Source organism: Pseudoalteromonas sp. RB2-MNA-CIBAN-0110 (genome assembly GCF_040309305.1).
GTDB lineage: Bacteria > Pseudomonadota > Gammaproteobacteria > Enterobacterales > Alteromonadaceae > Pseudoalteromonas > Pseudoalteromonas arctica.
Genome location: NZ_JBEOOQ010000007.1, coordinates 77,170 through 93,642, shown reverse-complemented (window position 1 = coordinate 93,642; position 16,473 = coordinate 77,170). Strand labels below are relative to the sequence as shown.

The 16,473-nt window shown below is 39.4% G+C and carries 11 protein-coding genes; 2 read left to right on the top strand and 9 right to left on the bottom strand.

Annotated features, from left to right (window positions below):
* Nucleotides 1-3: 3 nt before the first annotated feature.
* The 4 genes from lgt to rppH all read right to left on the bottom strand — a co-directional run bounded on the left by lgt (nt 4) and on the right by rppH (nt 4,534).
* Nucleotides 4-807, bottom strand: a complete 804-nt coding sequence (gene lgt / locus AAEY68_RS06015) for a prolipoprotein diacylglyceryl transferase (RefSeq protein WP_007583122.1) — start codon at nt 805-807, stop codon at nt 4-6.
* Nucleotides 808-820: 13 nt separating this feature from the next.
* A complete protein-coding gene (locus AAEY68_RS06010) occupies nt 821-1,630 on the bottom strand; it encodes a sulfite exporter TauE/SafE family protein (RefSeq protein WP_024589991.1) in 810 nt (269 codons plus the stop codon).
* A 90-nt stretch (nt 1,631-1,720) separates the two neighbouring features.
* A complete protein-coding gene (ptsP, locus tag AAEY68_RS06005; protein WP_007583118.1) occupies nt 1,721-3,985 on the bottom strand; it encodes a phosphoenolpyruvate--protein phosphotransferase in 2,265 nt (754 codons plus the stop codon).
* 30 nt (nt 3,986-4,015) lie between these two features.
* Nucleotides 4,016-4,534 carry an RNA pyrophosphohydrolase gene (rppH, locus tag AAEY68_RS06000; RefSeq protein ID WP_002958704.1) on the bottom strand — a complete coding sequence of 173 codons (519 nt, stop codon included), beginning with the start codon at nt 4,532-4,534 and terminating at the stop codon, nt 4,016-4,018.
* 683 nt (nt 4,535-5,217) lie between these two features.
* Between rppH and mutH the strand changes: the two genes are divergently transcribed.
* Nucleotides 5,218-5,889 carry a DNA mismatch repair endonuclease MutH gene (gene mutH / locus AAEY68_RS05995; protein WP_024589993.1) on the top strand — a complete coding sequence of 224 codons (672 nt, stop codon included), beginning with the start codon at nt 5,218-5,220 and terminating at the stop codon, nt 5,887-5,889.
* Between the two features lie 197 nt (nt 5,890-6,086).
* On the opposite strand, the gene eno is transcribed toward mutH, so the two are convergent.
* The 5 genes from eno to rlmD all read right to left on the bottom strand — a co-directional run bounded on the left by eno (nt 6,087) and on the right by rlmD (nt 13,585).
* Nucleotides 6,087-7,385 (bottom strand): phosphopyruvate hydratase, encoded by a 1,299-nt coding sequence (gene eno, locus AAEY68_RS05990; protein WP_121953496.1) that lies wholly within the window; start codon nt 7,383-7,385, stop codon nt 6,087-6,089.
* 112 nt (nt 7,386-7,497) lie between these two features.
* Complete coding sequence (gene pyrG / locus AAEY68_RS05985; RefSeq protein WP_169044253.1) at nt 7,498-9,132, bottom strand: CTP synthase; 1,635 nt, start codon at nt 9,130-9,132, stop codon at nt 7,498-7,500.
* Between the two features lie 162 nt (nt 9,133-9,294).
* A complete protein-coding gene (gene mazG / locus AAEY68_RS05980) occupies nt 9,295-10,092 on the bottom strand; it encodes a nucleoside triphosphate pyrophosphohydrolase (protein ID WP_197183166.1) in 798 nt (265 codons plus the stop codon).
* A gap of 2 nt (nt 10,093-10,094) precedes the next feature.
* Nucleotides 10,095-12,251: a GTP diphosphokinase gene (relA, locus tag AAEY68_RS05975; protein ID WP_010553214.1), complete on the bottom strand. Its 2,157-nt coding sequence runs from the start codon at nt 12,249-12,251 to the stop codon at nt 10,095-10,097.
* Nucleotides 12,252-12,259: 8 nt separating this feature from the next.
* Nucleotides 12,260-13,585: a 23S rRNA (uracil(1939)-C(5))-methyltransferase RlmD gene (gene rlmD, locus AAEY68_RS05970; protein WP_350585670.1), complete on the bottom strand. Its 1,326-nt coding sequence runs from the start codon at nt 13,583-13,585 to the stop codon at nt 12,260-12,262.
* A 109-nt stretch (nt 13,586-13,694) separates the two neighbouring features.
* On the opposite strand from rlmD, the gene barA reads away from it, so the two are divergent.
* Complete coding sequence (gene barA / locus AAEY68_RS05965) at nt 13,695-16,469, top strand: two-component sensor histidine kinase BarA (RefSeq protein ID WP_007583105.1); 2,775 nt, start codon at nt 13,695-13,697, stop codon at nt 16,467-16,469.
* The last annotated feature ends 4 nt before the right edge of the window (nt 16,470-16,473 follow it).

Here is a 16,473-nt window from a genome sequence, read left to right as displayed (position 1 = left end):
TTATTATGCCTTAGCTGTTTTAACGTGTTGTGGTTGCTTATATGCCCAAATTAATAAACCTAAACCACCCACTATCATAGGAAGTGACAATATTTGTCCCATTGAAATAAAGTCGGCAAATAAACCGAGTTGTGCATCGGGTTGGCGGAAATATTCAATACAGAATCTAAACACGCCGTAACCTAATAAAAATACACCGGCTACGCTGCCTGCTGGACGTGGTTTTTTAATAAACCATTGCAGGATTAAAAACAGCACTAAGCCTTCAAAAAATGCTTCGTATAATTGCGATGGGTGGCGCGCAAGCGGACCGCCCGTTGGAAATACCATTGCCCATGGCACGTCGGTAACTCGGCCCCATAACTCACCGTTTATAAAGTTACCAATACGCCCTGCTAAAAGCCCTACAGGAACCAGTGGTGCAACAAAGTCGCCTACTTGAAGCAGTGACTTTTTACGCGTCCACGAAAAAATTGCGACGGCGGTTATAACGCCAAGTGTTCCACCATGGAACGACATACCGCCCTGATCTATCCTAAATAAATACAGTGGGTTTTCTATAAAATAACTAAACTGGTAAAACAATACGTAGCCAATACGCCCACCTAGTATTACCCCTAACATGCCGTAAAACAGTAAATCGCTTACTTGGTCTTTAGTCCAACCCGAATTTGGCTTTGATGCTTGACGATTAGCAAACCACATCGCAAATGCAAAACCTATTAAGTACATTAAGCCATACCAACGTACGCTTAGCGGTCCAACAGAAAAAATAATTGGATCAATTTGAGGAAACTCAAGTGCCATAAAAAATAAACCTTTAGCTAAAAACCATTTTAATTGCGATAACTACAAGCAGCACCGCGAAAACTTTCTTAATTGTATTAACAGGTAAATAGTGAGTTGCTTTGGCGCCAATGGGCGCAACAAACCACGAGGTAATAACAATCCCAAATAATGCAGGTAAATAAACAAACCCGGCAAAACCATGCTCTAAATCGGTAACATGCCAGCCTGCGCTGATGTAACCAATAGAGCCAAATAACGCAATAACAATTCCGCACGCTGCCGCGCAGCCAATTGCTTTTTTTATATCAACCGAAAAATAATTAAGCATAGGTACTATTAAAGCTCCGCCGCCAATCCCTATTAAACCTGATAACCCGCCCATTATTGCAGAAACGCCTCCTAAAATAGGACCAGCCGGCAACGGTTTTTCTGACATCGGTTTATTACGCGCGGAGAGCACCATTCTTGCTGCAATAAATACAACACTTATAGCAAACACTGTACGTAATATTTGTTCAGGGATTAAACTTGCTGCAAAGCCACTAATAAGTGCACCTAAAGCCACACCCGACATAACCCACGGGGCGATTGCCCAAGGCACATTATCATTTTTATGATGAGCCAGCGCTGAAGACGTTGAAGTAAATAAAATAGAAGCGAGTGAGGTTGCAATAGCAATTACTAATACATGATCAGCCGACGTTACATTAAATGAGAGTAGCAGAGTGCTTAGTACTGGAACGATAATTAAACCGCCGCCAATGCCTAGTAACCCAGCTAAAAACCCAACAATACAGCCTAGTAGTGCGCAGCTTGCGACTAACAAACCTAAGTCATACATAGTAATCTCAAATACCCTTTTAAGGTTTATATATTAAAGGATTATAAAACTAATAGCATCTGTGTATTGCAATTAATTAGGTGTACAAGCTTATTTGGGGGTGTAAAACAAATCACCTAATTTATGCTCTAGCATAAAGCTTCGCGTTAAACGTAGTACTTGTTTGGCAGTGGATTGCGCTAAACATTCACTTAGTAGTTGTTCCATGTCACTGACATTTAAACGCCTAAGTACCCACTTCACTTTATTAAGCGATGATAAGTTCATACTAAGGCGTCTGTAACCCATGGCAATAAGTAAAATAGCCCCTTCAGGATCGCCGCCTAGTTCACCACACAAACTAAATGGCAGTTCATATTGCTCACATTCGTGCGCCACTTTATTTAGTACTCTTAGTACACCTGGGTGATAAGGGTTAAAAAGTTCGGCTACACGTGCGTTAGCCCTGTCTACTGCTAATAAATACTGTGTTAAATCGTTACTGCCTACTGAGCAAAAATCGACTTTTTTTGACCACTCTGGAAGCATAAATACACTTGAAGGTACCTCCAGCATTATTCCTATGTCGGGTCTTTCTATAGTTTGCTCTGGGTATTTTTCACTTAACTCAAAATAAGCCTGTTCAAATAACGCAAGTGACTCGTCCACTTCTTCAGTGCCACTGATCATAGGGAGCATTATTTTTAAGTTACCTAAACCAATATTTGCTTTAAGCATCGCTTTTAGTTGATCTAAAAATAACTCTGGGTGATCAAGGCTAATACGAATCCCACGCCAACCTAAAAATGGGTTTTCTTCGGTAATATTAAAGTAATCAAGTACCTTATCGCCCCCAATATCCAATGTACGCATAACCACAGGATTAGGATGATAGCTAGTTAGTACTTCTCGGTACCAATTTTCTTGCTCTGATTGCGAAGGAAACTGACCCTTTTGCATAAACCACGCTTCGGTTCGATAAAGCCCCACACCGTCACAAATATGAGCGCTACTTTGCTCAGTATTAAGCTCAAGGCCTGCGTTTAATAATAAGCTAACATGTTCACCGTCAAGCGTAATTGATTCTGAGTCTTGCTCAGCTAAAAAGCGGTTATTAAGTAGGTTATCTTGATGCTGTAACTCTGTGTATTCGTCCATCAGCATTTGTGAAGGCGATATATATAAACGCCCAGCAAATGCATCTAAAATCATCGGTTTGCCATTAAACTGCAGTAGAGGTAAATCCTCTATACCCCAAATGGCAGGAATGCCCATCGCACGCGTTAATATAGAAGCATGGCTATTTGCAGAGCCATTTACGCTTACAACGCCTGTTAAATGACCTTTTGGCACTTCAGCAAGCATGGCGGGTGTTAAGGTATTAGCAATTAAAATAGTGTTGGCCGGATAATTTTTAACAGCGTGCTCGGTATTTACAAGGTGGTGTAATACGCGAAGACCAATGTCTTTAACGTCAACAGCACGCTCTTTTATATAAGGGTCTTGCATGGCATTAAATTGAGATATTAAACGCTCTATTACAATTTTTAGGGCGCTTTTAGCACACCAGCCTTCTTGTAATTGCATTTCAACATTATGCCCTAAACTTTTAGCGTCAAGCAGTTGTTGATACACATCAAATACCGCAAGAGCTTCGTGCGGAATAGAATCGCTTAGCGTCATAGATAGGGTATTAAATTCTTTGCGCGTTGCAGCTACAGCTTGAGTAAATAAACGGCGCTGCTCAGTGACGTCACTGTCTTTTAAAAGCTCAATAGATTTAAAATCAAGTTTTGGTAATACAACAAATGCTTGTCCTATACCTATTCCTGGCGCACTCGATACACCTTTTAAAACAGACGTTTGATGAGATGACTCATCTTGGCGTAGTATTTCTTTAATTTCAGCATGCGCCAACTGTGAAGCAAGTTGAGCAGAAAGCGTTATTAAAAACGACTCTTCGTCTTGGCTAAATACACGTGCCATTTTTTGTTGGACAACAATAACGCCCAGTACTTTTTTTTGATGAACAACGGGTACAGATAAAAAAGCGTTGTAGCCTTCTTCATTTACTTCGGGGGAGAGCTTAAAACGAGGATGCGATTTAGCAAATGCAATATTAATAGGTTCTTCGCGTTGCGCTACTAGGCCAACTAAACCTTCGGTAAAACCAATTCTAAACTTACCTACCGCATCGGGGTTTAGCCCTTCGGTTGCCATAAGTACAAAATTGTCCTGGCTGTAATCTGCAAAATAAATGGAGCAGCACTGGGTTTTCATGGCATCTTTAACCATTTGCACAAAGCACACTAATGCGCTGTCTAAATTCGCTTGTCGCGATACAGACTCCGCAATAGATCTCAGTGTAGCCAGCATGTCCTGCTCCTTTATTTTATTCTGAATTAACTACCTTTTACTTCGCCAATGATCTTTATGTTGTTCTCTCTTATTAAAAGGCATGGCGAAAGGAGCAAACTCTTTCATTACACGTCGATAAACATCCCGTTTAAACGATACAACCTGTCTTACAGGATACCAATAACTTACCCAGCGCCAATCATCAAATTCAGGATGATGGGTTTTAAGTAAATTTACATCTTCGTCTTTACAGCGTAATTTTAGTAAAAACCATTTTTGTTTTTGCCCAATACACACCGGACTAGAGTCTCGGCGGATTAATCGTTTGGGTAATTTATAGCGTAACCAATGTTTTGAGCTTGCGACTATTTCTACATCTTCTGGTCGCAACCCTACTTCTTCGTGTAATTCACGGTACATGGTTTGTTCTGCAGTTTCGCCATCATCAACACCACCTTGGGGAAATTGCCAAGAGTGTTGACCATAACGTCTGGCCCAAAAAACCTGTCCCTGATTATTGCAAATCACAATTCCGACATTGGCACGAAAACCTTCGGCATCAATCACCTTAGTGCCTCATTTGTAAGTCGATTTTTAATGATTGTTCCACATTAGCCGCAATACGGCAAATACTATTATACCCAACCCGATTAGTAAGCTAAGTTTGAGCTTTTAGTACATTGATAAATTATGGAGAGTGGGTAAATATTTGGAAAATAACTTAACAAGGCTATTGCGGTTCTTGTTTTCCTCTAGTTACTCACAGTTTGTGCATAACTTTTGTAAAACACGCTCATTTTGCAAACAAATCCACAATATTAGATCCAAAAACTTGGCTTCTCCACAGATTCTGTGGATAAACATGTTCATATAGTTGTATTTATCCTTACAACTTTTAAATTGCTTAATCAAAACTGAATGTACAACATTAAAAAAACCAACTGAGTCAGTAACTTAAAGTAAAGCAGCTTAATTTCAATATGTTCAAAATTAACACAAACAACAAGCGAGCAAAAAACACACAACTCTAGTGATATCCACGGCTTAGCCTATTTGCTATCATGGCTATGATATTTATACAACCGAAATTAAGAATACTGATTACGTTGAATTGATACTTATAATCGCAATAAAAAGTAGCTCAATAACAAAAAACTATCATATGCAGTTTCTCCGCATAAGTAATTTCAACGTAGTTAGTGAGTTATTAAACCTCTATAATATTCATATTTTAATAAAATTGGCATGACATGCGACCTACAAAACCACACTCAATTAACGATTTAATGCAACGCGTTAATAATATTGCCGGATTAACTCTAGGGCAGCTTGCTAACAAGTATAATTTTAAAACGCCAGATGATTTACTGCGCGAAAAAGGTTGGACTGGTCAGTTAATTGAATACGTACTAGGTGCTACTGCGGGCTCAAAACCACTTCCGGATTTTGAAGATTTAGGAATTGAGCTAAAAACACTCCCTATTTCCTATAAAGGTAGGCCACTGGAAACTACGTTTGTATCGGTTACACCTTTAATGAACGTTACAGGAATGACGTGGCATACCAGCTCTGTACGTAAAAAACTAAATCATGTTTTATGGCTGCCAATTTTAAGCGAACGTGATATTGCCCCGTTTGATAGAACCATTGGCAGCGGCTTTTTGTGGCAACCCTCACCTGAACAGGACGCTTTATTACAGCGCGACTGGGAAGAGCAAATGGAGCTAATTGCGCTAGGTAGAGTCGACGAAATATCAGGCCATTTAGGCGATGCGATGCAAATACGCCCTAAAGCAGCTCATAGCAAAATAGTGACTGATGCTATTGGTCCAAATGGGCAAATAATTAAAACCCTACCCCGTGGCTTTTACTTAAAAACCAGTTTTACAGGTGATATTTTAAAGCAGCAGTTTCAGCTTTAACTGTGTTATAAAATATTAAAACTTAAGTAACCTTTAATATTATTGCCGCCACCCTCTTTCGCTCTGTGCGCGCGCCAGCAAGCTTAACCCTACAACTTATTCTCATCTCTTTGAAAAAGTATCAGGCATAAAAAATCCCCGCTTATGCGAGGATTTTATCATCTAAAATTAAAAATTAGATTCTATATAAAATAGAATTACTGACCTTTAACTTCTTTAAGACCGTTGTACGGTGCTTTATCACCTAATTGCTCTTCAATACGTAGCAATTGGTTGTACTTTGCAACACGGTCAGAACGGCTCAATGAACCTGTTTTAATTTGACCTGCAGCAGTACCAACAGCTAAATCAGCAATTGTTGAATCTTCAGTTTCACCAGAACGGTGAGAAATAACAACAGTAAAACCAGCGTCTTTAGCCATTTTTATTGCAGCTAAAGTTTCAGTTAAAGAACCGATTTGGTTAAACTTAATTAAGATTGAGTTAGCAATACCGTTGTCGATACCACGTTTTAAAATCTTAGTATTTGTTACAAATAAATCATCACCTACTAATTGGATTTTATCACCCATTAGTTTAGTTTGATGTGCAAATCCATCCCAATCAGACTCATCAAGACCATCTTCAATAGAAACGATTGGGTACTGATTAGTAAGATCTTGTAAGAAGAAGTTAAATTCTTCAGAAGTGAATTTTTTGCCTTCACCCTTAAGGTCGTAGATATTTGCTTCTTTGTCGTAGAACTCAGATGCAGCACAATCCATCGCTAAAGTAATATCTTTACCTAGCTCGTAACCTGCGTTTGCAACAGCGACTTTAATTGCTGCAAGAGCCGCTTCGTTAGATGCAAGGTTAGGTGCAAAACCACCTTCATCGCCAACCGCTGTTGAATGACCATCAGCTTTAAGTACTTTAGCAAGGCTATGGAATACTTCAGCACCCATACGTAGGCCTTCGCGGAAGTTTTTAGCGCCAACAGGTTGGATCATGAATTCTTGAATATCTACAGAGTTATCTGCATGCTCACCACCATTGATGATGTTCATCATTGGAAGTGGCATAGAGTAAACACCTGGTGTGCCGTTTAAGTCAGCGATATGTTCATAAAGCTCAACTTTTTTAGACTGTGCAGCTGCTTTCGCAGTTGCTAGTGATACAGCTAAGATTGCGTTTGCACCTAATTTTTCTTTATTTTCGGTACCGTCTAAATCTAGCATCACTTTATCTACAGCGCTTTGATTTAATGCACTTTGGCCTTTTAAAGCATCAGCAATTTCGTTATTGATATAACCAACTGCTTTTAATACACCTTTACCTAAGTAACGTGATTTATCACCGTCGCGTAACTCTAATGCTTCACGAGTACCGGTAGATGCGCCTGAAGGTGCTGCTGCACGACCCCAAGAGCCATCTGCTAAATGTACGTCTGCTTCAACAGTTGGGTTACCACGCGAGTCCATAATTTCGCGACCGATTACTTTTACGATTTCTGACATCTTGATTCCTCTATATTCCCAAAATGGTGAGTTCAGCTAACTTTACTACGTTTTATATAGCTTAGTCAGCCCTTAAAACAAAAAAGCCGTGCAATATGCACGGCTTTTAAAATTACGAATTCGCTTTTTGGTGGATATGCGCGGCTGCTACAAACCCTTCAAATAACGGATGACCATCACGTGGAGTTGACGTGAATTCCGGGTGGAACTGCGCGGCAATAAACCATGGGTGATCTTTATTTTCGATAATTTCTACCAGTTTTTTATCTTCTGATAAACCAGTAAAGCTTAAGCCTGCTTTTTCAAGTATTTCTACAAAGTTATTATTTACTTCGTAGCGATGACGATGACGTTCAACTATTTCGTCGCTGCCATATACTTCGCGTACTTTAGAACCTGGCGTTAAATGACATTTTTGTGCGCCTAAACGCATAGTGCCACCTAAATCAGATTTTTCGCTACGTGTTTCAACATTACCTTCTGCATCTAGCCATTCAGTAATTAAGCCAACTACTGGCGCTTCTGAATTTGCATTAAACTCTGTAGAGTTTGCATCCGTTAAGCCTGCAACATTACGTGCATATTCAATTAATGCTACTTGCATACCTAAACAAATACCTAGGTATGGTACTTTATTTTCACGTGCGTATTTAGCCGCTAAGATTTTACCCTCAACACCACGTCCGCCAAATCCACCTGGCACTAAAATAGCGTCTAAATTAGATAACAGCTCAACACCTTTGCTTTCAAGATCTTGTGAATCTACGTATTGAATATTAATTGTTAAACGGTTTTTAAGGCCCGCATGCTTTAATGCTTCGTTAACCGATTTGTACGCATCTGGTAATTCAGTGTATTTACCAACCATACCAATTGTCACTTCACCCGTTGGGTTAGACTCTTGATAAAGTACTTGTTCCCACTCAGCTAAATCAGCTTCTGGTGGATCTAAGTGAAAACGACGACATACGAAGTTATCTAATTCTTGCGTTTTTAATAGCGCTGGAATTTTATAAATGCTGTCTACGTCAGGTAATGAAATAACCGCTTTTTCTTCTACGTTTGTGAATAATGAGATTTTTGCACGCTCATTATTAGGTAGTTTACGGTCTGAACGACAAATAAGAATATCTGGCTGAATACCTACTGAGCGTAACTCTTTAACAGAGTGCTGGGTTGGTTTTGTTTTAACTTCACCTGCAGGGCCTAAAAATGGCACTAACGTTAAGTGAATAAATAGCGCGCGTTCGCGGCCAATCTCAGTTCCCATCTGACGAATTGCTTCAATAAACGGTTGTGATTCTATATCACCTACAGTGCCGCCAATTTCTACAATAGCAATATCATAACCTTCAGCACCGTCGTATACACGTTGCTTAATATCGTTAGTGATATGTGGAATAACCTGAATAGTAGCGCCTAGGTATTCACCACGGCGCTCACGACGTAATACGTCTTCATATACACGGCCTTGTGTGAAGTTATTACGACTAGTCATTTTGGTACGAATAAAACGCTCGTAGTGACCTAAATCAAGGTCAGTTTCTGCGCCGTCTTCTGTAACGTAAACTTCACCGTGTTGAATTGGGCTCATTGTGCCTGGGTCAACGTTGATGTAAGGATCCAGCTTTAAAATGGTAACATTTAAACCACGGGCTTCTAAAATAGCGGCCAGTGAAGCTGCGGCAATACCTTTACCCAACGAAGAAACAACTCCGCCAGTAACGAAGATAAATTTTGTACTCATGCGAACCCTAGAATATCAGGAATTAAAAGGAATATAACACCCAAAGAAGAGCCTAAGGGTATATCATCAAGACGGGGCGAAATTGTACCAAAACACTGCTTATCAATCCAGCTAAAATTAGCTAATGCGCGCACAAAAAATGTGCATTATTTAACATTAAGCCTATTTTACTTTTTTAATCGCATCCCACGCACTATCCATCTCTTCAAAGGTGGCTGTATCTAAGCTTTTACCTTGCGCATGCAAATAGGCGTTTACCTTTTCAAAACGCGCTGAAAACTTATCATTAGCGCTACGAAGCAGTTGTTCGGGATCTCGTTTAACATGGCGTACAACATTAACAGTGGCAAAAAGTAAGTCGCCGAGCTCTTCCGCTGTATGATCAGATAACGGGTCTTGCTCAATCGCTTCTTTTACTTCAAGCACTTCTTCGCTCACTTTATCAAGTGCACCGTGATACGTTGGCCAATCGAAACCAAGTGCGGCAACGCGTTGTTGAATTTTTTTAGCTTTACTTAAGCTTGGCATATTGGCAGGAATATCTTGCCAAAAAGAAGGTGATTCTGTTTGCGCTCTAGCACTGCGTTCTTGTGCTTTGATTGCTTGCCACTGTTGCGATAATTGATCGTCTGTTAGCTCTTTTTTATCGCCAAATACATGCGGGTGACGACGTGTAAGCTTATCGTTTAATTGCTCTACTAGATCATTAAAATCAAATAGATTTTGCTCTTGTGCAAGCTGCGCATAAAAAATAATTTGAAATAACAAATCACCCAGTTCACCTTTAAGCTCACCTAACTTGCCTGACTCAATACAATCGGCAACTTCGTATGCTTCCTCTAGTGTATGCGGCACAATAGATTTAAAATCTTGTTTAAGATCCCACGGGCAACCGCCCTTGGGATCTCGCAGTGTTTTCATTATGCTAAGAAGTTGTGTAAGCGCTGCATTATCATTCATGATTAATGACCACGCTTGGCATCGTGTACACCTTCAATTTGGTGTAACTTAGAAAGAACACGGTTAGTACCCGATAAGTCATGTACTTCTATTTGCATCGTAAATATAGCTAACTGATTATCTTCAACCGTATTTACGTTCATGTTTAAAACATTTACTTTTTCGTTAGCAAGTACTGAGCTTATATCGCGTATTAACCCTGAACGATCGGTTGCTTCTATTTTAATACTTAGTGCGTACGAGCCGTTGATATCATCAGACCAACTTACCGAAATAACACGCTCTGGATGCTGATTTTTTAAGTTATTAAACGAATCACAGTCTTCCTTATGAACACCTATTCCTCGACCTTGCGTTATATAACCTATTATCTCATCGCCAGGGACAGGACGACAGCATTTTGCTACATGGCTCATTAAGCTACCAACGCCATCAACCACTATGCCGTTTTTATCACCCGTTACTTTGCTAGGCGCTTTAATACGAATAACCGGTTCATCTTCTGTCCGATCACTTACAAAGTTAAGCATTTGATTGAGACGTACATCACCCGCACCAATTGCAACCATTAAGTCATCAAGTTCTTTAAAGTTAAAACGCTTGATGGCAGGCTCTAAATCTTTGTATGTTAAATTAAGCTTTTGTAATTCACTGTCGAGAATTTCTTTCCCCGCACTTAAGTTTTTGTCGCGGTCGAGCTGTTTAAACCAGTGATGAATTTTGGCTCTAGCGCGCGATGACTTAATGTATCCTAATGACGGGTTTAACCAATCACGACTTGGATTTGGTTGTTTTTGGGTCAGTATTTCTACCTGATCCCCAGTTGTAAGTTGATGCGTGAACGGCACTATTTTGCCGAAAATTTTTGCGCCAATACAACGATGCCCTACATTTGAGTGAATGTAGTAAGCAAAATCAAGTGGTGTAGCGCCAAGTGGTAAATCGATAATATCGCCGCTTGGGGTAAATATGTATACGCGGTCTTCTACTACTTGGTTTTTAAGCTCTTCTGCTAAATCACCACCATCAACCACTTCTTCTTGCCATTGGAGTAACTTACGCAACCAGCTAATTTTTTGCTCATAACCCGAGCCGCGTCCCGGTAATGCACCTTCTTTGTACATCCAGTGTGCAGCTACACCCAACTCAGCATCTTGATGCATATCGCTGGTACGAATTTGTATTTCTACTGTTTTACCTTCAGGCCCAAATACTACTGTATGGATTGACTGATAGCCGTTTTGTTTTGGGGTTGCTACATAGTCGTCAAACTCTTTATTAAGATGACGCCAATTGGTGTGCACAATACCCAGCGCGCCATAACAATCTTGTAGGCGTTCAACAACGATACGCATTGCACGAATATCAAAAAGCTGATCAAACTCGTAGTTTTTTTGCTGCATTTTTTTATAAATGCTGTAAATGTGCTTGGGGCGGCCATAAACTTGGGCCTCTATGCCCGCTTCACTTAAACGGTTTTTTACTTGCTCAACCATATCTTCCATATAGGCTTCGCGCGTAAGACGTTTGTCGTCAAGTTGTTTGGCTATGCTTTTATAGGTGCCTGGGTGCAAATATCTAAACGATAAATCTTCCAGTTCCCACTTTAATTGCCCTATTCCTAATCTGTTTGCCAATGGTGCAAAAATATCAGCCGTTTCTTTAGCGGCAATGACGCGGTCTTCTTCATCCGCATTTTTTACATTACGTAAATGACATACCTGCTCGGCAAGCTTAATGACCACGGCGCGCACATCTTCAACCATGGTTAATAACATTTTTCGAATATTATCAACTTGCATAGTTCCTTTACCTTGATGCGATAAAGTACTAATAGTGGCCATTTGTGCAACCCCAGTTAACAGCATGGCTATATTACTACCAAGCTGCTCTTCTATGGTTTCTAGTGATATTAAATCGTTTAAAAAATACGGGGTTAAATACGCAGTAGCTAACGATTCGGGGTCGAGATTTAGCTCAGCTAAAATTTCAACCATTTCGATTGCAGTAGTTTGCCTGCTTTCATTATCACATTTTACGCAGAGCGCTTGCGCTTTAGTAAGTAGCTCTGTTTTTTCTTCAGACAAGGCAAGAAATGAAAGCCGAGTGCTAAAATCTGTTGTCTCATCTTGTTGATGTGATTGTCGTGTAGCTACCATAATGCGTTCTACCTCCGTTGAAATAACGCCATAGTTTCAATATGCCCTGTATGAGGGAACATATTCATTAGCCCAATTTTATTAAGATCAAAGCCAGCTTGTGAAATAATTGCGCTGTCACGGGCTAAAGTAACAGGGTCACAAGAGACATATAAAATAGTTTTAAACTGCTTTAAAGATAATTGCTCTAATACAGCCATTGCACCAGTCCTAGATGGATCGAGTACAAGCACATCTAAGTTTTTACTAAACCATGGGGCGCTCTGTATGCTTTGCGTTAAATCAAAGCAATGAAACTGCGCATTGGTAATAGAGTTAGTTTGCGCATTTTGAGCAGCCATTGCAACCGCTGAAGTCACACCTTCTACGCCAATTACAGATTTTGCTTGTTTTGCCAACACTAATGAGAAATTACCAATGCCACAAAATAAATCCAATAAATTTTCATCACCTTTTAAATCAAGCCAATTTGCGGCTTGCTTTAACATAGCTTCGTTAACTTGCGCATTTACCTGAATAAAATTACCTAAACCAAATTCAAATTTTAGATCAAACTCTTTAAGATAATAAAACGGCATGGCTAAGTGTGAATGCTCAATTACATCGCTCTCGCTTTGCCATACAACTTCAAACTGTTGGCTTTTTGTTATGTGCTCAACCAAAGCCTTTGTATCATCGTTAATTGCTTTAGTGTGACGAATAACAACAAAGTTTTTCTCATCACTTTGGCATAACTGTAAATGGCTTATACTGTGCAGCGCTTTGTGTTGATTAATTAAACCATCAAAAAGTGTAAAAACATCTGCAAATACTTCATCAAGTACTGCACATTTATTAATACTGACAATATTTTTTGAACCACTGGCTCTGTAACCCACACGCATTTTTTTTGCTGCTTTATCAAACATAACGGCTATGCGAGCGCTGCGCCTGTAATGCAAAGACTTACTTAATAATGGAGCTTGCCAGTTTAAGCTGTTTAATTTAGCAAACTTACTAAATAGCTGAGTAACTGCAGTTTGTTTTTCTACAACTTGTTGGCTTACTTCTAAATGCTGTAATTGGCAGCCACCACACTGATTATAGTGCTCACAAAAAGCGTCTACTCTTGATTCACTCGCTTTAATAACTTTAATTACTTTTGCACTGCTGTATTTAGCTTTATCTTCGACGAGCATTGCTTTAACTGTTTCATTTGGTAATGCACCGCTTACAAAGCATACTTTATTATTATGCTTAGCAATGCCACGCCCTTGATGATCCATTCCCGTTATATTTAATTCTAATGTTTGTTGCTTAAGCGGTTTTTTTTTCGCTTTAAAAATTTGCGCCATTAGGCATTACCTTCAGTTTATTTATGAAGCACCTATATTTAGATGCTTTAGAATGCGTGTTGAACCGTATATACTCAAATCATACTAATAACGATAAAACGCTCCCATTATGACCAAATTAGGCTTACGCGATTCTGTTTTAACACTGACCCTGATCCCAACGGTGATCATAGGATTACTACTTGGTGGCTATTTTACAATAAATCGTTACATTGAGCTTGATGAAATTTTATATCAGCAAGGTACTACTATTTCTGAGCCCCTTGCTATTGCGCTTGAGCAACCCATGCTCGAAAAAAACAAACAGCTATTGAATCGCCTTATAAGCTACACACATAACAAGCACTCCCCTACAATTAAGTCGATTGCAATTTTTGATAAAAATAATGCGCTATTAATGACGAGTAATTATCACCGCTCATTTGAAAAGTTAATTAATCAAAAGACGCTCATAAATTTAAAAACGACCCACGTGCAAAAGTCAGATGAGCTTGTTACATTCTTCACGCCCATTATTAACCATACAAGTCACGACTCTAAATGGGATCCATCTGCTTTTCAGTCATCTCTGGGCACCGTTATTATACAGCTAAACAAAGACCAAGCTGTTATAGGGCAGCAACGTGCTTTATTAATTAGCGGTATTGTAATTATTTTATCATTGGTATTTGCAGCAATTTTAGCTTTAAGGTTAAGCCGCATGTTTATGACGCCGCTTAATAAGTTAGTACTTGCAACCGACAAGTTAGTCGAAGGTAAAAGAAGTACTGGCCTTAACGACAACATGATAGGTGAATTTGAGCTATTGCGAGAAGGCTTAAATACCATTGCTCACACTATGGTGATGCAAAAAGATGAAATGCAAAAAAATATTGACCAAGCAACTAGCGACTACCGCGAAACACTAGAGCAATACGAAACTTCAAATATAGAGCTCTCATTTGCAAAAAAAGAAGCTCAAGATGCTAACCGCGTAAAATCAGACTTTTTAGCTAAAATGAGTCACGAACTTCGTACTCCGTTAAATGGTGTTATTGGATTTACACGCCAGCTTTATAAAACACCACTAAACAAGCATCAAAAAGACTATCTCGACACTATTATGCTATCAGCAAATAGTTTAATGACTATTATTAGCGACATTCTAGATTTCTCCAAACTAGAAGCGGGTGCAATGGAACTTGAGTCGATTCAGTTTCAACTTCGTGATGCTGTAAATGAAGTGATGACACTGCTCGCTCCTAGCGCACACGATAAACAATTAGAGCTATCCATTTACATTAACCAACAAGTACCAGATGACTTAACGGGCGATCCCACTCGCTTTAAACAAGTGCTGATAAACCTATTAAGTAATGCGATTAAATTTACTGAAAAAGGCTCCATTAAGGTCGACATAAGCCATCGGTTACTCGATGACGAACGTACTTCTTTACTTGTGTCAGTAACAGATACTGGCGTGGGTATACCTATGGATAAGCAAGACTCTTTATTTACGCCATTTGGGCAAGCAGACTCAAGCATTACACGTAAGTTTGGTGGTACAGGTCTTGGCCTCATTATTACCAAGCATATTGTTGAAGCGATGAATGGCCGCATAACATTAAACTCTGCACCAGGTAACGGTACCTGTTTTACATTCAATAGTGTGTTTAGTTTGCCCAATCATGTATTTACTAACGACTTACCGACTAAATCGCTCATTGGTAAACGTATTTTGTATTTAGAGCCACACGAGCATACACATCACGCTGTACTTTCGTTATTGACTCAGTGGGAATCAAGCGTAACGGCATGTTTTAATGAGACTAGCTTTTTAGACGCTATAAAAAATACTGAACATAAATATGATGTTTGCTTAATTGGCCATATGGCATCAGTTGATGATATGCAGCAACTAAAAAGCTATGTAAAAGCCGTGCGTGAATCTACTGATTACTTATATTTAATGCTTAATACTGTATCGCACAATATGCGAGAAGCCTTTATAGGCAGCGGTGCTGATGCGTGTTTAAGTAAACCACTTAATCACCGTAAGTTATGTGAAGTACTTGCTGCACCTTACAGGCTTGACCACCCTACTCATAATATTGAACAAAACGATCAAGCTTTGCTGCCGTTAAAAGTATTAGTTGTTGATGATAACGATGCCAACTTAAAACTTCTCCATACTTTATTAAGTGAACAGATTGAAGTAATAGAAACGGCACATAATGGTTCACAAGCATACAGCTTAAGTAAAAGTCATAAATACGACATAATTTTTATGGATATTCAGATGCCAATTATGGACGGTATAACCGCATGCAAGCTTATACAAGAATCATCACTTAATGAAGATACACCAATTATAGCTGTAACGGCACACGCCCTTCAAAGCGAAAAAGAGCAACTACTAAAAGATGGCTTTAAAGGCTATTTAACTAAGCCTATTGATGAAGATATGCTTAAACAAATTATTAGCGATCATAGTCCACAGACCCCGGTTAATCGCGATAAAGCTAAAACAGATACACCACAAAGCCCGGCTCCATTTCAAAGTAGTCGAATTGATTGGGCACAAGCCCTGCAGCGTGCAGGAGGAAAGAGCGAGTTAGCGCTAGAGATGCTTAATATGCTACTTCTAAGCGTCCCTGAAACTCTTACATTGCTTGCTAAAGCGATAGAGAGTAATGATTGTCAGCAAGTCCTAAGTATTGTCCACAAGTTTCATGGCGCATGTTGTTACACTGGTGTACCAAAACTTAAATCACTCGCAGAAACAATTGAAACATCACTTAAAAATAAATGCTTGTTAGAGAATATTGAACCTGAATTATTTGAGTTACAGGACGAGCTTGAAAACTTACTTGCTGATGCAAGCGTAACTGAGCTACAAAGATAAGCTT

Excerpts from the sequence above, each read along its gene's own strand:
- rlmD (WP_350585670.1), bottom strand. The coding sequence starts at position 13,585 with ATGGCGCAAATTTTTAAAGCGAAAAAAAAACCGCTTAAGCAACAAACA.
- mutH (WP_024589993.1), top strand. The coding sequence starts at position 5,218 with ATGCGACCTACAAAACCACACTCAATTAACGATTTAATGCAACGCGTT.
- lgt (WP_007583122.1), bottom strand. The coding sequence starts at position 807 with ATGGCACTTGAGTTTCCTCAAATTGATCCAATTATTTTTTCTGTTGGA.
- pyrG (WP_169044253.1), bottom strand. The coding sequence starts at position 9,132 with ATGAGTACAAAATTTATCTTCGTTACTGGCGGAGTTGTTTCTTCGTTG.
- relA (WP_010553214.1), bottom strand. The coding sequence starts at position 12,251 with ATGGTAGCTACACGACAATCACATCAACAAGATGAGACAACAGATTTT.
- barA (WP_007583105.1), top strand. The coding sequence starts at position 13,695 with ATGACCAAATTAGGCTTACGCGATTCTGTTTTAACACTGACCCTGATC.
- mazG (WP_197183166.1), bottom strand. The coding sequence starts at position 10,092 with ATGAATGATAATGCAGCGCTTACACAACTTCTTAGCATAATGAAAACA.
- ptsP (WP_007583118.1), bottom strand. The coding sequence starts at position 3,985 with ATGCTGGCTACACTGAGATCTATTGCGGAGTCTGTATCGCGACAAGCG.
- eno (WP_121953496.1), bottom strand. The coding sequence starts at position 7,385 with ATGTCAGAAATCGTAAAAGTAATCGGTCGCGAAATTATGGACTCGCGT.
- AAEY68_RS06010 (WP_024589991.1), bottom strand. The coding sequence starts at position 1,630 with ATGTATGACTTAGGTTTGTTAGTCGCAAGCTGCGCACTACTAGGCTGT.